This window comes from Brevibacillus migulae (genome assembly GCF_004521915.1).
In the GTDB taxonomy this organism is placed as follows: Bacteria; Bacillota; Bacilli; order Brevibacillales; family Brevibacillaceae; genus Brevibacillus_F; species Brevibacillus_F migulae.
Genome location: NZ_SDKD01000023.1, coordinates 32,165 through 47,029 on the forward strand (window position 1 = coordinate 32,165; position 14,865 = coordinate 47,029).

Genomic DNA, 14,865 nt, shown 5'->3' on the forward strand with positions numbered 1-14,865 from the left:
CAGTTTTGAGGAGAAAGAGAAAATAAAGTTTGACTTCTAGTATTCAACCTGATATTATATTCAAGTGTGCCTGACACTCAATACTTTGGAGGATATGATTCTCATGTCTTATGAAAAAGTAGAGCGGGCCAAGGAGCTTGCGATCGGAATCAATCAAACGATTAAGGCGGTAGAGCACAGCTTCGCTCAAGAAGTGTATGTTGCAGAAGACGCCGACAAGCGTTTGACGAACAAAATCGCTCTCCTTTGTAAAGAGAAGGGTGTTCCAGTCATCTATGTAGATTCCATGAAAAGGCTTGGAAGAGCCTGTGGAATCGATGTGGGCGCGGCTGCTGCCGCGATTAAAAAAAGTAGTTAGTGTTGTTTTTGCAGGTTGCTCTGTCAAAGAGTCTGTCCGCAAAAACTTTCTATTTGGCCCAAAAATGACTCACCTGGATCTGTGGTCTTGAAAATGGGTAAACAAGAAGGGAGGTTTCATCATGCCTACAATGAACCAATTGGTACGTAAAGGTCGCAGCGCGAAAGTAGAGAAGTCCAAATCTCCAGCTCTGCAAAAAGGGTACAACTCCTTCAAAAAGGAGCAAACCAACCAAAGCTCTCCACAAAAACGTGGTGTGTGCACTCGTGTAGGTACCATGACACCGAAAAAGCCAAACTCCGCGCTTCGTAAATACGCGCGTGTGCGTTTGACAAACGGTATCGAGGTAACAGCTTACATCGGTGGTATCGGCCACAACCTGCAAGAGCACAGTGTGGTACTTGTTCGCGGCGGTCGTGTAAAAGACTTGCCAGGGGTACGTTACCACATCGTTCGCGGTGCGCTTGACACTGCTGGTGTGAACAACCGTAAACAAGGTCGTTCCAAATACGGTACTAAGCGTCCAAAACCAGGTGCTGCAGCAGCAAAGAAATAAGAATCGCGTAAAAGCGAATAGTGAATCGAAAATATCTTAAAAGTAAGGAGGGGGACACATGCCACGTAAAGGTCCAGTAACCCGTCGTGACGTATTGCCAGATCCAGTACACAACAGCAAGTTGGTTACTCGTCTGATCAACCGTTTGATGGTTGACGGTAAACGAGGTGTTGCCCAAAATATCCTGTACAATGCGTTCGGTATCATTCAAGAGCGCACAGGACGCAACCCGATGGAAGTATTCGAGGAAGCGCTGAAAAACATCATGCCAGTACTCGAAGTAAAAGCTCGTCGTGTTGGTGGTGCCAACTACCAAGTTCCAATCGAAGTGAAACCTGAGCGCCGTACGACTCTTGGTCTTCGTTGGTTGGTTAACTACTCCCGCACTCGCGGTGAGAAAACCATGGAACAACGTCTTGCTAACGAAATCATGGATGCAGCTAACAATACAGGTGCAGCTGTGAAAAAGCGTGAAGACACGCACAAGATGGCTGAAGCAAACAAAGCATTTGCTCACTATCGCTGGTAGTATCCAAAGTGGGTATCCGCTTTGGATACCCGCATATATCCACTTATGAGGAGGAGCATACCACATGGCTCGCGAGTTCTCCCTGCCGAATACGCGTAATATCGGGATCATGGCTCATATCGATGCTGGTAAGACCACTACTACCGAGCGTATTCTCTTCTACACCGGTCGCGTTCACAAGATTGGTGAAGTGCACGAAGGTGCCGCTACAATGGACTGGATGGAGCAAGAACAAGAGCGCGGTATTACCATTACCTCCGCTGCTACCACTGCCCAATGGAATGGGCACCGCATCAACATCATTGACACCCCTGGTCACGTAGACTTCACAGTTGAAGTAGAACGTTCCCTGCGCGTACTCGATGGTTCTGTAACAGTGTTCGATGCGAAAGGTGGCGTTGAGCCGCAAACCGAAACCGTTTGGCGCCAAGCTGACCGTTACGGCGTACCGCGTATTTGCTACATCAACAAAATGGACATCATGGGCGCTAACTTTGACATGTGTGTGGATCAAATCCGCAACCGTCTGGGCGCGAAAGCTGTTCCAATTCAATACCCTATCGGCGCTGAAGATCAATTCAAAGGTATGGTTGACCTTGTTGAAATGAAAGCAATCATCTATACCGACGACTTGGGTAAAACTTCTGACGCGGTAGAAATTCCAGAAGACCTGAAAGACAAGTGCGAACAACTTCGTCTTGAACTGGTTGAAGCAGCTGCTGAGCAAGACGAAGAATTGATGATGAAATACCTCGAAGGAGAAGAGCTGACGACTGAAGAGATCAAACGCGCTCTCCGCCAAGGTGTTATCAGCACTAACATCGTTCTCGTTCTTTGCGGTTCTTCCTATAAAAACAAAGGGGTTCAACCAATGCTGGATGCGGTAGTTGACTACCTGCCATCCCCAATTGACATCCCTGCGATCAAAGGTGTTATTCCTGACACTGAAGATGAAGTGACTCGTGAATCCGACGATGCTGCTCCGTTCTCTGCTCTTGCATTCAAGATCATGACGGATCCATACGTTGGTCGTCTCACCTTCTTCCGTGTATACTCCGGTACATTGAGCTCCGGTTCCTATGTGTTGAACTCTACAAAAGGTAAACGTGAGCGTGTCGGACGTATCCTGCAAATGCATGCGAACCACCGCCAAGAAATCGATATGGTTTACTCCGGTGACATCGCAGCGGCTGTAGGTTTGAAAGACACTACAACTGGTGACACACTGTGTGATGAAAAATCTCCAGTTATCTTGGAATCCATGACATTCCCAGAGCCAGTTATCCAGGTTGCGATCGAGCCTAAATCGAAAGCAGACCAAGATAAAATGGGTATCGCCCTCTCCAAATTGGCCGAGGAAGATCCTACATTCAAAACTTTCACTGACGAAGAAACCGCGCAAACCATCATCGCAGGTATGGGTGAGCTTCACTTGGAGATCATCGTTGACCGCATGAAGCGCGAATTCAAAGTCGAAGCGAATGTGGGTGCTCCACAGGTTGCATACCGTGAGACATTCAAAAACGCTGCGAAAGTGGAAGGTAAATTCGTTCGCCAATCCGGTGGTCGTGGTCAATACGGTCACGTTTGGGTGGAGTTCTCTCCGCTTGAGCCAGGTAAAGGCTTCGAATTTGAAAACAAAATCGTCGGTGGGGTAGTACCAAGAGAGTACATCCCTGCAGTTCAAGCGGGTATCGAAGAGTCCATGAAAAACGGTGTTCTCGCCGGATTCCCTCTCGTAGATATCAAAGCAACGCTTGTTGACGGTAGCTACCATGACGTTGACTCCTCCGAGATGGCGTTTAAAGTAGCAGGTTCCTTGGCTCTGAAAGAAGCTGCGAAGAAATGTGGCGCGGTTCTGCTCGAGCCAATCATGAAAGTGGAAGTTACAGTGCCTGAAGAGTACATGGGTGACGTAATGGGTGACCTGAACTCCCGTCGTGGCCGCATCGAGGGTATGGAAGCGCAAGCAAACGCGCAAATCATCCGTGCTATGGTGCCGCTCTCCGAGATGTTCGGTTATTCCACAACACTGCGTTCCCGTACCCAAGGTCGCGGTAACTACTCGATGGTTATCGACCACTATGAAGAGGTACCACGCAACATCTCTGATGAAATTATCAAGAAGTCCAAAGGCGACGCTCAATAATTTCAGAAGTGACAGGTTTCGCTCTTTATATTCAAACGAGAAAGGTTTACAATATTGTCTGGATCTACCTACATACGGGTAAACCTTTCTCTTTAAAAAATATCCCTTATCAATTATTTAAGGAGGCTTCCCTCAATGGCAAAAGCAAAATTCGAGCGCAATAAGCCGCACGTAAACATTGGTACCATCGGTCACGTTGACCATGGTAAAACAACTCTGACTGCTGCGATCACTACTGTATTGGCACAACAAGGTAAAGCACAAGCGATGGCTTATGCTTCTATCGACGCTGCTCCAGAAGAAAAAGAGCGCGGTATCACAATCAACACTGCACACGTTGAGTACGAAACTGATGCTCGTCACTATGCTCACGTTGACTGCCCTGGTCACGCTGACTACGTGAAAAACATGATTACTGGTGCTGCTCAAATGGACGGCGCGATCCTCGTAGTATCTGCTGCGGATGGTCCAATGCCACAAACTCGTGAGCACATCCTGCTCTCTCGCCAAGTAGGCGTACCTTACATCGTTGTATTCATGAACAAATGCGACATGGTTGACGATGAAGAGTTGTTGGAACTGGTTGAAATGGAAATCCGTGACCTGCTCTCTCAATATGAGTTCCCAGGCGACGATATCCCAGTAATCAAAGGTTCCGCTAAAGAAGCTCTGGACAACCCAACTGGCGAATGGGCTAAGAAAATCGCTGAACTGATGGACGCTGTTGACAGCTACATCCCAACTCCTGAGCGCGACACTGACAAACCTTTCTTGATGCCAGTTGAGGACGTATTCACTATCACTGGTCGTGGTACAGTTGCTACTGGCCGCGTAGAAAAAGGTATCGTTAAAGTCGGTGACCAAGTTGAAATCGTTGGTATCGCTGAAGAAACTCGCAACACTACAGTAACTGGTGTTGAGATGTTCCGTAAATTGCTCGACCAAGCACAAGCTGGTGACAACATCGGTGCTCTGCTCCGTGGTGTTGAGCGTAAAGATATCGAGCGTGGTCAAGTTTTGGCGAAACCAGGTTCCATCAAACCACACACTAAATTCAAAGCAGAAGTTTACGTTCTGTCCAAAGAAGAGGGTGGACGTCACACTCCATTCTTCTCTAACTACCGTCCACAATTCTACTTCCGTACAACTGACGTAACTGGTATCATCCAATTGCCAGAAGGCGTTGAAATGATCATGCCTGGTGACAACACAGAGTTCATCGTTGAACTGATCGCACCAGTAGCGATGGATCCAGGTACTCGTTTCGCTATCCGTGAGGGTGGCCGTACAGTAGGTGCTGGCGTAGTATCTACCATCACTGAGTAATTTTGATATGAAAGAAACCCCGACAGCAATCGCTGCCGGGGTTTTTTGCATTATGCCAGTTTCATCTGTTTAAACTGTTTGGGAGAACAGTGATTGTACTTTTTAAAGGTGCGATAAAAATGGCCAGTATGAGTGAACCCAACATGGGCGGCAATCTCTTCAATATTCCAGTCCTCGGTTAATAGCAACCGCTCCGCTCGTTTTATCCGTTGGAAATGAACATACTCGAGAAAAGGCATATTCATGGCTTGCTTAAAGGCTTTTAAAAAATGATAATAGCTGAGATTCATGAGCCTGCTGCAGGCAGACGCATCGATTTTGGACGACAGGTTTTCATCGATATAATCCAGGACAGGCTTAAAGCGAAGGACATGGGGATTGGATGGCTGTCGCAGGATCCCTCTCGTGTCATAACGGATCAGTGTTAACAGAATGCGCTTCATCAGCATACTAACGGCTAACTCAAAACCGAGCGCAGAGTCTGACATCTCCCGGTCAATCTCGGTGACGGCCTGAATGATGTCGGCTTTGGCCCCGGGATGTTCATGAAAAATATAATTGAGCTGGCTTAATGGAGTTTGGCACTCCAGGAACAGCTTCATATAGGGCATGCTACTGGGGTCAAAGTATTGGGCCAAATCGAACTGTAGAATAATATACTCCAATTGGTCCCAATCCTTAAACCGGTCGCGATGCAATTCATTGGAACCGATCAGCAGGCAATGGCTGTCGTGAAGTGGATAGGCCTGGTCTTCAATGAGGATTTCAAAGCTCCCCTTCAGGATCACGAGCAGCTCGATTTCCTTATGGTAATGCCATTTGCCGTCATACCCGCAGCGATTGTCAGCATGCAGAACTTTCATGGCAAGAACCGGACTGTCATAGCTCACTTTTTCGTGGAAGATCTCCATGGCTAACCCCCAAACATGCCAAAATCGTGCACAAAATGAACCAAATCTTAACTTACATGTATTTGCGCAAATTCCTATGATAGATACAGTTATTGTAAAGATTCCGGCAATGAATGAAAAGGGGAATGGAACGTGAAGAACTTGTTGTGGGTGAGCTGCTGTTTTTATTTGTTGATCGGAGTTACCAATGTGGTGGCGGGTGCATTGCTTCCGGAGCTGTTGAGCTATTACAAACGGGATTACAGTGACGGTGGTACAGTTTTGTTTGCCCAATTTATCGGTTTTCTTGCTGGTGTCCTTGCCTCTCCGGAAGGCAACAGGGCGATTGGCAGAAAAAACATGCTTCTGCTTGCATTGGGCTTGCTGGCAATCAGCTATGCTACTTTCGGCAATCTGCCTCCCTGGTATGGTGTGATTGGAATCGCTTTTGTCGCCGGGTTGTGCAGTGGCACGATTGAAGCAGCGATTGGTTCCATGATCATTGATTCAGTGAAAGAAAATACGGCTGTGGCCATGAGTCGGCTGGAAGTCTTTTTTGGTATTGGAGCCTTGACCATGCCAGCTGTGGTTAGCGTATTGATTGTGTATGAAAACTGGCAGTTGGCTTTGTATATGATCGCGGCTTTTTCTGTGCTGCTCATGATCGTCTGGTTTCGAACGGATCTTCCTGTGGTTAGCCATCAGGAGCCTGTAGCTCGACCCGAACAGGGGAAGGGTGGAAGGCTGCCGTATGACCGTGGAGATATGCCGATCGTGGCAACATTTATTTTTTTCTTTTTCCTGTACGTGGGTATCGAGATGAGTATTGCAAATTATATGCCTTCGATTTTTATTGAGCTTTCCCGTGTCGATAGCTCGGTTGCTTCCCTAAGTGTAACGTTTTTCTGGGGGGCCATGTCGGTGGGACGTTTATTTGCGGGGAGAATTGCGCAAAAGATAGGTTATACGGGATACCTGTTATGGAGTTGCATCCTATCGCTTCTGGTCTTAACAACCTTACCCATGCTAGCCGACATCCGCTACGCCTTTCTATCGATCGTGCTGCTAGGGCTGTCCATGTCAGGGATATTTGCGATCGCACTCTTGCTGGCGAATCGTATGCTCCCGGGGAGAACAGAAAGAACAACCAGTCTGTTGATCGCATCGGCAGGAATTGGCGGGGCCTGTCTTTCTTATCTGACTGGCTTGGGTATGGAAGAACTGTCGGTGACGAAGACGCTGTGGGGGCTTGTCGGATTTACGTTGATCATGCTGCTTACGATGTCATTCCTATCCCGACAAAAGAAACGGACAAAAACACGTAAGGAAATGGACTTGACCTAGATATACAGAAAATCCTTATAAATACTTTTCATAAAACTTATCAAAATCTTTCCTTATTGAATTTTCGCGAGCTATGCTAAAATACATGGATAATTGAAAGGTGCGATGAGAGAAGGCGGTTAGAAGATGTTAGCCAAAGAGCGAATGATTTATGCGATTTTATGTGCGGTTGTCACCATTTGGGGATTAAATGTAGTGATGGTCAAGTATCTTGCCTTTTTTCCACCGGTCTTGATTGCAGCTATTCGCATTACAGTGGGCACCCTTGTACTGATTCCGATCATCTTTTGGAAAAATGGTCTGGTGAAAGTTCGTCAAAAAGAAATGATGCTCATCACTGGTGTGGCTGTCACGATGATCACGATGCATCAAATCACATTGGCCTGGGGACTGCAGTATACCACCGCGGGCACGGGATCGCTCATTTTGGGACTGAATCCGTTGACAACGGCGGTTCTGGCAATGCTTTTTCTGGGGGAACCGATGTCTTTCCGAAAGACGATCGGGGTCCTCATGGGCTTCAGCGGCGTCTTGCTCGTGGTGTTGAACAATTCCTCCGGGGTGCAATTGACCGGGCATGGTGACCTGATTATGTTTTTCTCGATGCTGATGTATGTGATCGGAGGGTTGCTGGTACGCAAAATTGCCATGCAGGGTGTTCCGGCACTGATTATCACGGGATATTCGCATGCCGTTGCCGCCGTGCTGCTGTGGATCGCGTCATTCCTGATCTACCCACTCGATGTGATTGCTTCTATTGATACGAGTCCGTTCACGTGGCTGGTCATCCTGGTTTCAGGTGGAATCTCTACTGGGCTTGGGACCATTGGCTGGAACTATGGCATCGGTCAACTAGGGGCGAGTCGTACCGCAGTCTTTTTAAATGGGATGCCGCTGGCCAGTCTGATATTCGCAGCGATCTTCCTTGGTGAACAGCTGAAGTGGATACATGTAGTCGCATTCGTGCTGGTGGTAGTGGGAGTGTATCTCGGATCGCAGCAAGCGAGAAAACAAGCGAAAACGATTGCGCAGCCTTCTATATAAGAAGCGACGTGATAAAAGCAAAAACCGTCTGGTCGAAGCAAATCGATTCAGACGGTTTTTCGTTTCAGGCGCATATCATCTCTCGCTGCTGTCGGGCGTATTGACCATGTGGTGAGCGGTTAACGTCAAGCGTTCAAAGATCGCTTTGCGCAGCTCGCCGTCCAATCCGACCTTATCCATCGCCTTGCTCATGCAGGCAAGCCATGCATTTGCACGTGTGGGCGTTACGGGGAAGGGCATATGCCGAGCCCGTAGCATGGGATGGCCGTGCTGTTCGCTATACAGAGGAGGGCCACCGAGGAATTGCGTCAGAAACATCCGCTGCTTTTCCTTGGTCTCCGTCAGGTCCTTCGGGAATATGGGTGAGAGATCGGGATCTTGGGCAACCAGATCGTAAAAGACTTCTACCAATCGTTCAAGCGTTTTGGGACCGATCATTTCATAGGGGTTTTGCGAGATTTCGGACACGATCGTTTGCTCCTTTCAACAACGTGTAAAAAACCATTGTTTTCTAGCTATATTAAAGCAAAAAAAACTTGCTTTGCCTATTTCATTTTAGTACAATAGTGAATGTTGGTCATGGACTTGCGATGATGTGGGAGGTTGCTGACACACCCGGACCCTTTGCCATGGCTGGGGTGCAGGATATTTCCACGGAGAAATGTCCGTTTATAAAATGGGCGAAGAAGGAGGGACTACAATGGCAAAACAAAAGATCCGTATCCGATTGAAGGCGTACGATCACAAAATCCTCGATCAATCTGCTGAGAAAATCGTAGAGACAGCGAAACGTTCCGGAGCGAATGTATCTGGGCCAATTCCGCTTCCTACCGAGAAAGCAGTGTACACGATCCTGCGTGCGGTTCACAAGTACAAAGATTCTCGTGAACAGTTCGAAATGCGTACACACAAACGTCTGATCGATATTTTGAATCCTACACCACAAACGGTTGATGCTTTGATGCGTCTTGATCTGCCGTCCGGTGTTGATATCGAAATCAAACTGTAAGCACCAATAATGATACACACGCAGGCGTTGTCTTGCGAATGACCGCGGCGCTTGCGAAACATACGGTTTACCATAAGGTAGCGCCCCTGCGCATCGATGGGGACGTGATACAACAAATGGTCATTTCACGCTTTAATTTTTATGAAACTTGTACAGGAGGTGGCACAAATGACCAAAGGAATCTTAGGTAAGAAACTGGGCATGACCCAAGTTTTCGGTCCAAATGGAGTAGCGATTCCTGTTACTGTTATCGAAGCTGGTCCTTGCGTAGTTCTGCAAAAGAAAGACGTAGACAACGACGGCTATGAGGCGATCCAAATCGGCTATGACGATAAAAAAGAACAGCGCGCTAACAAGCCGGAAAAAGGCCATGCAGCGAAAGCTAACACAGCACCTAAGCGCTTCGTTCGCGAAGTTCGCGGAGTTAACCTCGGTGAATACGAGGTAGGTCAAGAGTTGAAAGCAGACATTTTTGCCGAGGGAGACGTTGTTGACGTTGCCGGCGTAACCAAAGGAAAAGGGTTCGCAGGTTCCATCAAACGCCACAATCAATCTCGCGGTCCTATGGCGCACGGTTCGCGCTACCATCGTGGCCCAGGTTCTATGGGTTCGATCGCAGCTAACCGCGTGTTCAAAGGTCAAACACTGCCAGGACAAATGGGTGGCGACAATGTAACCATTCAAAATCTTGAAGTAGTGAAAGTGGATGCAGAACGCAACCTGATCCTCGTAAAAGGTTCCGTACCTGGACCAAAAAATAGCTACGTAGTCGTTGAATCGGCTGTCAAGAACAAGTAAGGAAAGGAGGAACTGACATGCCAAAAGTAGCTCTTTACAACCAAACTGGTGCGCAAGTAGGCGAAATCGAATTGGCAGACAGCGTATTCGGCATCGAGCCAAATAGCGCGGTACTGTACGATGCGATCGTGATGCAACAAGCATCCCAACGCCAAGGTACGCATGATGTGAAGAACCGCTCTGAAGTACGCGGTGGTGGTCGTAAACCATGGCGCCAAAAAGGTACTGGTCGTGCCCGTCAAGGTTCGATCCGTTCGCCACAATGGAAAGGCGGCGGTGTAGTATTTGGACCAACTCCACGCAAATACGGTTACAAACTGAACCGTAAAGTGCGTCGTCTGGCTCTGAAATCCGCACTCTCTTCCAAAGTGCAAAACAATGAATTGCTCGTATTGGACGCTCTGAACTTCGCAGCTCCAAAAACGAAAGAAATGACTCAAGTTTTGAGCAGCTTGAAAGCAGATCGCAAAGTGCTGATCGTGACTTCCGAGTATGATCAAAACGTAGCACTCTCTTCCCGCAACATCCCGGGTGCTAAATTCGTAGACGCTGCAGGCATTAACGTTCTCGACCTCGTAGCTCACGACAAAGTAATCGTAACGAAAGATGCGGTTGCTAAAGTAGAGGAGGTGCTCGCGTAATGAAACACCTTCATGACGTTCTGAAGCGCCCTATCATCACTGAGCGCACTACTGACATGATGGCTGAGAAAAAGTACGTATTTGAAGTACCTCTCAAAGCCAACAAAACCGAAATCAAACAAGCAGTTGAGAAAGTATTTGGCGTGAAGGTTGAAGCAGTTAACACCACTCGTGTTCCTGCGAAACCAAAACGTTACGGCAAATACTCCGGATATACTTCTGAGTGGAAAAAAGCAATCGTTAAGTTGACTGCTGACAGCAAAGAGCTGGAATTCTACGAAGGTGTATAAGCACGACGACTACCGTAAAGGAGGGAATTTAAATGGGTATCAAAAAGTTTAAACCGACTTCTCCTGGTCGTCGCCAAATGACGGTATCTACATTTGAAGAGATCACAACCTCTACACCAGAGAAATCTCTTTTGGCTCCTTTGAGCAAAAACGCTGGACGTAACAACCAGGGTAAGATTACCGTTCGTCATCAAGGTGGCGGTCATAAACGCAAATACCGTATTATTGACTTCAAACGTAACAAGGATGGCATTCCAGGTCGTGTAGCTACGATCGAATACGATCCAAACCGTTCCGCAAACATCGCTCTGATCAACTACGCGGATGGGGAAAAACGTTACATCATCGCTCCTCTTGGTTTGAAAGTGGGCGACACAATCGTTTCCGGCGCAGATGCAGATATCAAAACCGGTAACACTCTGCCACTGGTAAACATCCCAGTAGGTACTACGATCCACAACATTGAGTTGAAACCTGGCAAAGGTGCACAGCTGGTTCGCTCCGCTGGTTCTTCCGCTCAAGTGTTGGGTCGTGATGGTGATTTCGTAATCGTACGCCTGGCTTCTGGTGAAACTCGCCGCATTCATAACGATTGCCGCGCTACCATCGGTCAAGTAGGTAACCTCGATCACGAGCTCCTGAACATTGGTAAAGCAGGTCGTTCCCGTTGGTTGGGTAAACGTCCAACCGTTCGCGGTAGCGTAATGAACCCGAATGATCACCCACACGGTGGTGGTGAAGGTCGCGCTCCAATCGGACGTAAAGCACCTGTTACTCCTTGGGGTAAACCAACTCTGGGTCTCAAAACTCGTAAAAAACGCAACAAATCTGATCAATATATCATCCGCCGTCGCAAGAAGTAAGGTAGGGTGATCCAATAACCGTACGCCTTGGGCGAAGGGAGGTTCACACATGGGACGTAGTTTGAAAAAAGGACCTTTCGTGGATGGCCACTTGATGAAAAAAGTGGAAGAGCAAAACGAAAAGGGCGAAAAACGCGTGATCAAGACCTGGTCTCGTCGTTCTACAATCTTCCCTGACTTCATCGGACACACATTCGCTGTTTACGATGGTCGCAAACATGTACCGGTCTATGTAACGGAAGACATGGTTGGTCACAAACTGGGTGAATTCGCGCCGACACGTACCTTCAAAGGTCACGTTGACACCGATAAAAAATCCCGCAAGCGTTAATTTTTCTCTTCAATAGAGAGGAGGTAGACAGATGGAAGCTAAAGCAGTTGCTCGCAACATTCGAATCGCGCCTCGTAAAGTTCGACTGGTAGTCGATTTGATCAGAGGTAAGCAAGTGGGTGAAGCACTGGCGATCTTGAAACACACGCCAAAAGCTGCTTCTCCTGTAGTGGAAAAGTTGTTGAAATCCGCGATCGCGAATGCGGAACACAACTATGAAATGGATCCAAACAACCTGGTTGTTGGAAAAGTTTTTGCGGATCAAGGCCCAACCTTGAAACGCTTCCGTCCGCGTGCAATGGGTCGCGCTAGCCGCATCCATAAACGCACTAGCCATATCACAGTGGTACTAAACGAGAAATAAGGAGGGATTACGTGTGGGTCAAAAGGTAAGCCCTGTAGGTCTTCGCATCGGCATTATCCGCGACTGGGAATCCAAATGGTACGCAGATAAAGATTTCGCGGCACTTTTGCATGAAGACTTGCGTATCCGTAAGTATGTTAAAGGGCGTTTGAAAGACGCTGCTGTTTCCTCGATCGAAATCGAGCGCGCAGCTAACCGCGTTAACGTAACAATCAACACCGCTAAGCCAGGAATGGTGATCGGAAAAGGCGGACAAGAGGTTGAAGTACTGCGTAAAACTCTGTCTGAAATGACAGGCAAACGCGTACACATCAACATCAACGAAGTGAAAAAACCTGATTTGGATGCTACTCTGGTAGCTGAAAACATCGCACGTCAATTGGAAAACCGCATTTCTTTCCGTCGTGCACAAAAACAAACGATCACCCGCACAATGCGCGCTGGCGCTAAGGGTATCAAAACACTTGTTTCCGGACGTCTGGGCGGTGCTGATATCGCTCGTTCCGAAGGTTACAGCGAAGGAACTGTTCCGCTTCATACTCTTCGTGCCGACATCGACTACGGTACTGCTGAAGCGCACACTACTTATGGCCGCATCGGCGTAAAAGTATGGATCTACCGCGGAGAAGTGCTTCCTACAAGAAAGAAAGCAAATGAGGAAGGAGGCAAGTAATCATGTTAGTACCTAAGCGCGTAAAACACCGCAAACAACAACGCGGTAACATGAGAGGTAACGCGAAAGGCGGTACAACAGTAGCTTTCGGTGAATACGGTTTGCAAGCTCTTGAACCAGCTTGGATCACAAACCGTCAAATCGAAGCAGCTCGTATTGCGATGACTCGTTACATCAAACGTGGCGGTAAAGTATGGATTAAAATCTTCCCGGATAAACCAATCACACAGAAGCCATTGGAAGTGCGGATGGGTTCCGGTAAAGGTTCTCCTGAATATTGGGTTGCAGTAGTGAAACCAGGTAAGATCATGTTCGAACTTGCCGGTGTTCCTGAAGAAGTAGCACGTGAAGCGATGCGTTTGGCTATGCACAAACTGCCAATCAAATGCAAATTCGTGAAGCGTGAAGAAGTGGGTGGTGACGCACATGAAGGCTAATGAATTTCGCAATTTGACCACTGCCGAAATCGAGCAAAACATTTCTTCTTTGAAAGAAGAGCTGTTCAACCTGCGTTTTCAATTGGCGACTGGCCAACTGGAAAACACTGCTCGCATTAAGCAAGTGCGTAAGGATATCGCTCGTGCGAAAACCATCCTGCGCCAAAGAGAATTGGGAATCGGCTAATAAAGGAAGGAGGTTCGGACGATGACTGCTCAACGCAATAACCGTAGAACCATGGTAGGTCGCGTAGTATCCGACAAAATGGATAAAACCATTGTCGTACTGGTTGAAACCTACAAAAAGCACCCATTGTACGGCAAGCGCGTGAAGTATTCCAAGAAGTTCAAAGCGCATGACGAGAACAATACAGCAAAAACCGGCGATATCGTAGAGATCATGGAAACTCGCCCTCTTTCCAAAGACAAGAGCTTCCGATTGGTACGCATTGTTGAAGAAGCTGTTATTCTATAAGGTAGTTTTCGGGTAAATGATACCGAAAGGAGGAACATCAAATGATCCAAACTCAAACCAGATTGGCTGTAGCAGATAACTCTGGCGCGAAAGAACTGATGTGTATCAAAGTTTTGGGTGGCTCCGGTCGCAAAACTGCGAACATCGGTGATGTCATCGTGTGCTCCGTAAAATCCGCTACACCCGGTGGCGTTGTCAAGAAGGGTCAAGTAGTGAAGGCGGTTATCGTGCGTACAGCTAGCGGTGTTCGTCGCAACGACGGATCTTTCATCCGTTTCGATGAAAACGCAGCGGTGGTAATCAAAGAAGATAAGTCCCCACGTGGAACTCGTATCTTTGGACCAGTAGCACGCGAACTGCGTGATAAAGATTTCATGAAGATTATCTCCCTCGCTCCAGAGGTTCTCTAATTAGGTCGGCGTTGGTATAATGCAGTTTGTTCGATAGGAGGTGCACCAAGCGATGCACGTGAAAAAAGGCGATACGGTTATCGTGATTACAGGCAAGGATAAAGGGAAAAAAGGCCGCGTACTGGCAGCTTTTCCAAAGAAAGACCGAGTGCTGGTTGAAGGAATCAACCTCGTGAAAAAACACACTCGTCCGTCCCAAAGTAATCCACAAGGCGGTATTGTAACGCAAGAAGCTCCGATTCACGTATCTAACGTTTCGTTGATCGATCCGAAGTCCGGTAAACCAACTCGTATCGGGTACAAAGTATTGGACAACGGCACAAAAGTTCGGGTTGCAAAAAAATCTGGCGAAGTAATCGACAAGTAGTCAGGTCGGAA

Annotated in this window: 22 protein-coding genes; 20 read left to right on the top strand and 2 right to left on the bottom strand. The window is 47.7% G+C overall.

Annotation, left to right across the window (positions count from 1 at the left end; genetic code table 11):
* Positions 1–103: 103 nt before the first annotated feature.
* From EIZ37_RS21265 to tuf, 5 genes are all read left to right on the top strand, one after another.
* Positions 104–358, top strand: coding sequence for a 50S ribosomal protein L7ae-like protein (locus EIZ37_RS21265; protein WP_134686777.1), 255 nt, complete (start codon positions 104–106; stop codon positions 356–358).
* Between the two features lie 121 nt (positions 359–479).
* Positions 480–914 carry a 30S ribosomal protein S12 gene (rpsL, locus tag EIZ37_RS21270; protein WP_134686778.1) on the top strand — a complete coding sequence of 145 codons (435 nt, stop codon included), beginning with the start codon at positions 480–482 and terminating at the stop codon, positions 912–914.
* Positions 915–972: 58 nt separating this feature from the next.
* Positions 973–1,443 (top strand): 30S ribosomal protein S7, encoded by a 471-nt coding sequence (gene rpsG, locus EIZ37_RS21275; RefSeq protein WP_134686779.1) that lies wholly within the window; start codon positions 973–975, stop codon positions 1,441–1,443.
* Positions 1,444–1,507: 64 nt separating this feature from the next.
* Positions 1,508–3,592: an elongation factor G gene (fusA, locus tag EIZ37_RS21280; protein WP_134686780.1), complete on the top strand. Its 2,085-nt coding sequence runs from the start codon at positions 1,508–1,510 to the stop codon at positions 3,590–3,592.
* Between the two features lie 135 nt (positions 3,593–3,727).
* Entirely contained in the window at positions 3,728–4,918 is a 1,191-nt protein-coding gene (gene tuf, locus EIZ37_RS21285) for an elongation factor Tu (RefSeq protein WP_134686781.1), read from the top strand.
* 50 nt (positions 4,919–4,968) lie between these two features.
* Here tuf and EIZ37_RS21290 read toward each other — a convergent pair whose 3' ends face one another.
* Entirely contained in the window at positions 4,969–5,829 is an 861-nt protein-coding gene (locus EIZ37_RS21290) for a helix-turn-helix transcriptional regulator (protein WP_134686782.1), read from the bottom strand.
* A gap of 132 nt (positions 5,830–5,961) precedes the next feature.
* On the opposite strand from EIZ37_RS21290, the gene EIZ37_RS21295 reads away from it, so the two are divergent.
* A complete protein-coding gene (locus EIZ37_RS21295) occupies positions 5,962–7,152 on the top strand; it encodes an MFS transporter (protein ID WP_134686783.1) in 1,191 nt (396 codons plus the stop codon).
* 126 nt (positions 7,153–7,278) lie between these two features.
* Entirely contained in the window at positions 7,279–8,196 is a 918-nt protein-coding gene (locus EIZ37_RS21300) for a DMT family transporter (RefSeq protein WP_134686784.1), read from the top strand.
* A gap of 75 nt (positions 8,197–8,271) precedes the next feature.
* Here EIZ37_RS21300 and EIZ37_RS21305 read toward each other — a convergent pair whose 3' ends face one another.
* A complete protein-coding gene (locus EIZ37_RS21305; protein WP_407921164.1) occupies positions 8,272–8,634 on the bottom strand; it encodes a globin domain-containing protein in 363 nt (120 codons plus the stop codon).
* Between the two features lie 262 nt (positions 8,635–8,896).
* On the opposite strand from EIZ37_RS21305, the gene rpsJ reads away from it, so the two are divergent.
* The 13 genes from rpsJ to rplX all read left to right on the top strand — a co-directional run bounded on the left by rpsJ (position 8,897) and on the right by rplX (position 14,854).
* Positions 8,897–9,205 (top strand): 30S ribosomal protein S10, encoded by a 309-nt coding sequence (rpsJ, locus tag EIZ37_RS21315; protein WP_003333796.1) that lies wholly within the window; start codon positions 8,897–8,899, stop codon positions 9,203–9,205.
* Positions 9,206–9,373: 168 nt separating this feature from the next.
* Complete coding sequence (rplC, locus tag EIZ37_RS21320; RefSeq protein ID WP_134686787.1) at positions 9,374–10,003, top strand: 50S ribosomal protein L3; 630 nt, start codon at positions 9,374–9,376, stop codon at positions 10,001–10,003.
* A 17-nt stretch (positions 10,004–10,020) separates the two neighbouring features.
* Positions 10,021–10,644 (top strand): 50S ribosomal protein L4, encoded by a 624-nt coding sequence (gene rplD / locus EIZ37_RS21325; RefSeq protein ID WP_134686788.1) that lies wholly within the window; start codon positions 10,021–10,023, stop codon positions 10,642–10,644.
* Positions 10,644–10,934, top strand: coding sequence for a 50S ribosomal protein L23 (gene rplW, locus EIZ37_RS21330; RefSeq protein WP_134686789.1), 291 nt, complete (start codon positions 10,644–10,646; stop codon positions 10,932–10,934). The genes rplD and rplW overlap by 1 nt, the downstream gene beginning before the upstream one ends.
* 32 nt (positions 10,935–10,966) lie before the next feature.
* The gene (gene rplB / locus EIZ37_RS21335; protein ID WP_134686790.1) at positions 10,967–11,797 is read left to right on the top strand and encodes a 50S ribosomal protein L2; all 831 of its coding nucleotides are present in this window, start codon (positions 10,967–10,969) and stop codon (positions 11,795–11,797) included.
* A gap of 49 nt (positions 11,798–11,846) precedes the next feature.
* Positions 11,847–12,128, top strand: coding sequence for a 30S ribosomal protein S19 (rpsS, locus tag EIZ37_RS21340; RefSeq protein WP_134686791.1), 282 nt, complete (start codon positions 11,847–11,849; stop codon positions 12,126–12,128).
* 31 nt (positions 12,129–12,159) lie between these two features.
* Positions 12,160–12,492 carry a 50S ribosomal protein L22 gene (rplV, locus tag EIZ37_RS21345; RefSeq protein ID WP_134686792.1) on the top strand — a complete coding sequence of 111 codons (333 nt, stop codon included), beginning with the start codon at positions 12,160–12,162 and terminating at the stop codon, positions 12,490–12,492.
* A 13-nt stretch (positions 12,493–12,505) separates the two neighbouring features.
* Positions 12,506–13,165, top strand: a complete 660-nt coding sequence (rpsC, locus tag EIZ37_RS21350) for a 30S ribosomal protein S3 (protein WP_134686793.1) — start codon at positions 12,506–12,508, stop codon at positions 13,163–13,165.
* A 2-nt stretch (positions 13,166–13,167) separates the two neighbouring features.
* On the top strand, positions 13,168–13,602 hold the full coding sequence (rplP, locus tag EIZ37_RS21355; protein ID WP_134686794.1) for a 50S ribosomal protein L16: 435 nt from the start codon (positions 13,168–13,170) through the stop codon (positions 13,600–13,602).
* On the top strand, positions 13,592–13,789 hold the full coding sequence (rpmC, locus tag EIZ37_RS21360) for a 50S ribosomal protein L29 (RefSeq protein WP_134686795.1): 198 nt from the start codon (positions 13,592–13,594) through the stop codon (positions 13,787–13,789). Before rplP ends, rpmC begins: the two co-directional genes overlap by 11 nt.
* A 21-nt stretch (positions 13,790–13,810) precedes the next feature.
* Complete coding sequence (rpsQ, locus tag EIZ37_RS21365) at positions 13,811–14,077, top strand: 30S ribosomal protein S17 (protein WP_134686796.1); 267 nt, start codon at positions 13,811–13,813, stop codon at positions 14,075–14,077.
* A gap of 41 nt (positions 14,078–14,118) precedes the next feature.
* Entirely contained in the window at positions 14,119–14,487 is a 369-nt protein-coding gene (gene rplN, locus EIZ37_RS21370; protein ID WP_134686797.1) for a 50S ribosomal protein L14, read from the top strand.
* A 52-nt stretch (positions 14,488–14,539) separates the two neighbouring features.
* Entirely contained in the window at positions 14,540–14,854 is a 315-nt protein-coding gene (gene rplX / locus EIZ37_RS21375; protein ID WP_134686798.1) for a 50S ribosomal protein L24, read from the top strand.
* The last annotated feature ends 11 nt before the right edge of the window (positions 14,855–14,865 follow it).

What these genes read in the sequence shown, in the direction of transcription:
- EIZ37_RS21265 (WP_134686777.1), top strand. Translation starts at nt 104, where the DNA reads ATGTCTTATGAAAAAGTAGAGCGGGCCAAGGAGCTTGCGATCGGAATC.
- rpsL (WP_134686778.1), top strand. Translation starts at nt 480, where the DNA reads ATGCCTACAATGAACCAATTGGTACGTAAAGGTCGCAGCGCGAAAGTA.
- rpsG (WP_134686779.1), top strand. Translation starts at nt 973, where the DNA reads ATGCCACGTAAAGGTCCAGTAACCCGTCGTGACGTATTGCCAGATCCA.
- fusA (WP_134686780.1), top strand. Translation starts at nt 1,508, where the DNA reads ATGGCTCGCGAGTTCTCCCTGCCGAATACGCGTAATATCGGGATCATG.
- tuf (WP_134686781.1), top strand. Translation starts at nt 3,728, where the DNA reads ATGGCAAAAGCAAAATTCGAGCGCAATAAGCCGCACGTAAACATTGGT.
- EIZ37_RS21290 (WP_134686782.1), bottom strand. Translation starts at nt 5,829, where the DNA reads ATGGAGATCTTCCACGAAAAAGTGAGCTATGACAGTCCGGTTCTTGCC.
- EIZ37_RS21300 (WP_134686784.1), top strand. Translation starts at nt 7,279, where the DNA reads ATGTTAGCCAAAGAGCGAATGATTTATGCGATTTTATGTGCGGTTGTC.
- EIZ37_RS21305 (WP_407921164.1), bottom strand. Translation starts at nt 8,634, where the DNA reads ATGATCGGTCCCAAAACGCTTGAACGATTGGTAGAAGTCTTTTACGAT.
- rpsJ (WP_003333796.1), top strand. Translation starts at nt 8,897, where the DNA reads ATGGCAAAACAAAAGATCCGTATCCGATTGAAGGCGTACGATCACAAA.
- rplC (WP_134686787.1), top strand. Translation starts at nt 9,374, where the DNA reads ATGACCAAAGGAATCTTAGGTAAGAAACTGGGCATGACCCAAGTTTTC.
- rplD (WP_134686788.1), top strand. Translation starts at nt 10,021, where the DNA reads ATGCCAAAAGTAGCTCTTTACAACCAAACTGGTGCGCAAGTAGGCGAA.
- rplW (WP_134686789.1), top strand. Translation starts at nt 10,644, where the DNA reads ATGAAACACCTTCATGACGTTCTGAAGCGCCCTATCATCACTGAGCGC.
- rplB (WP_134686790.1), top strand. Translation starts at nt 10,967, where the DNA reads ATGGGTATCAAAAAGTTTAAACCGACTTCTCCTGGTCGTCGCCAAATG.
- rpsS (WP_134686791.1), top strand. Translation starts at nt 11,847, where the DNA reads ATGGGACGTAGTTTGAAAAAAGGACCTTTCGTGGATGGCCACTTGATG.
- rplV (WP_134686792.1), top strand. Translation starts at nt 12,160, where the DNA reads ATGGAAGCTAAAGCAGTTGCTCGCAACATTCGAATCGCGCCTCGTAAA.
- rplP (WP_134686794.1), top strand. Translation starts at nt 13,168, where the DNA reads ATGTTAGTACCTAAGCGCGTAAAACACCGCAAACAACAACGCGGTAAC.
- rpmC (WP_134686795.1), top strand. Translation starts at nt 13,592, where the DNA reads ATGAAGGCTAATGAATTTCGCAATTTGACCACTGCCGAAATCGAGCAA.
- rpsQ (WP_134686796.1), top strand. Translation starts at nt 13,811, where the DNA reads ATGACTGCTCAACGCAATAACCGTAGAACCATGGTAGGTCGCGTAGTA.
- rplN (WP_134686797.1), top strand. Translation starts at nt 14,119, where the DNA reads ATGATCCAAACTCAAACCAGATTGGCTGTAGCAGATAACTCTGGCGCG.
- rplX (WP_134686798.1), top strand. Translation starts at nt 14,540, where the DNA reads ATGCACGTGAAAAAAGGCGATACGGTTATCGTGATTACAGGCAAGGAT.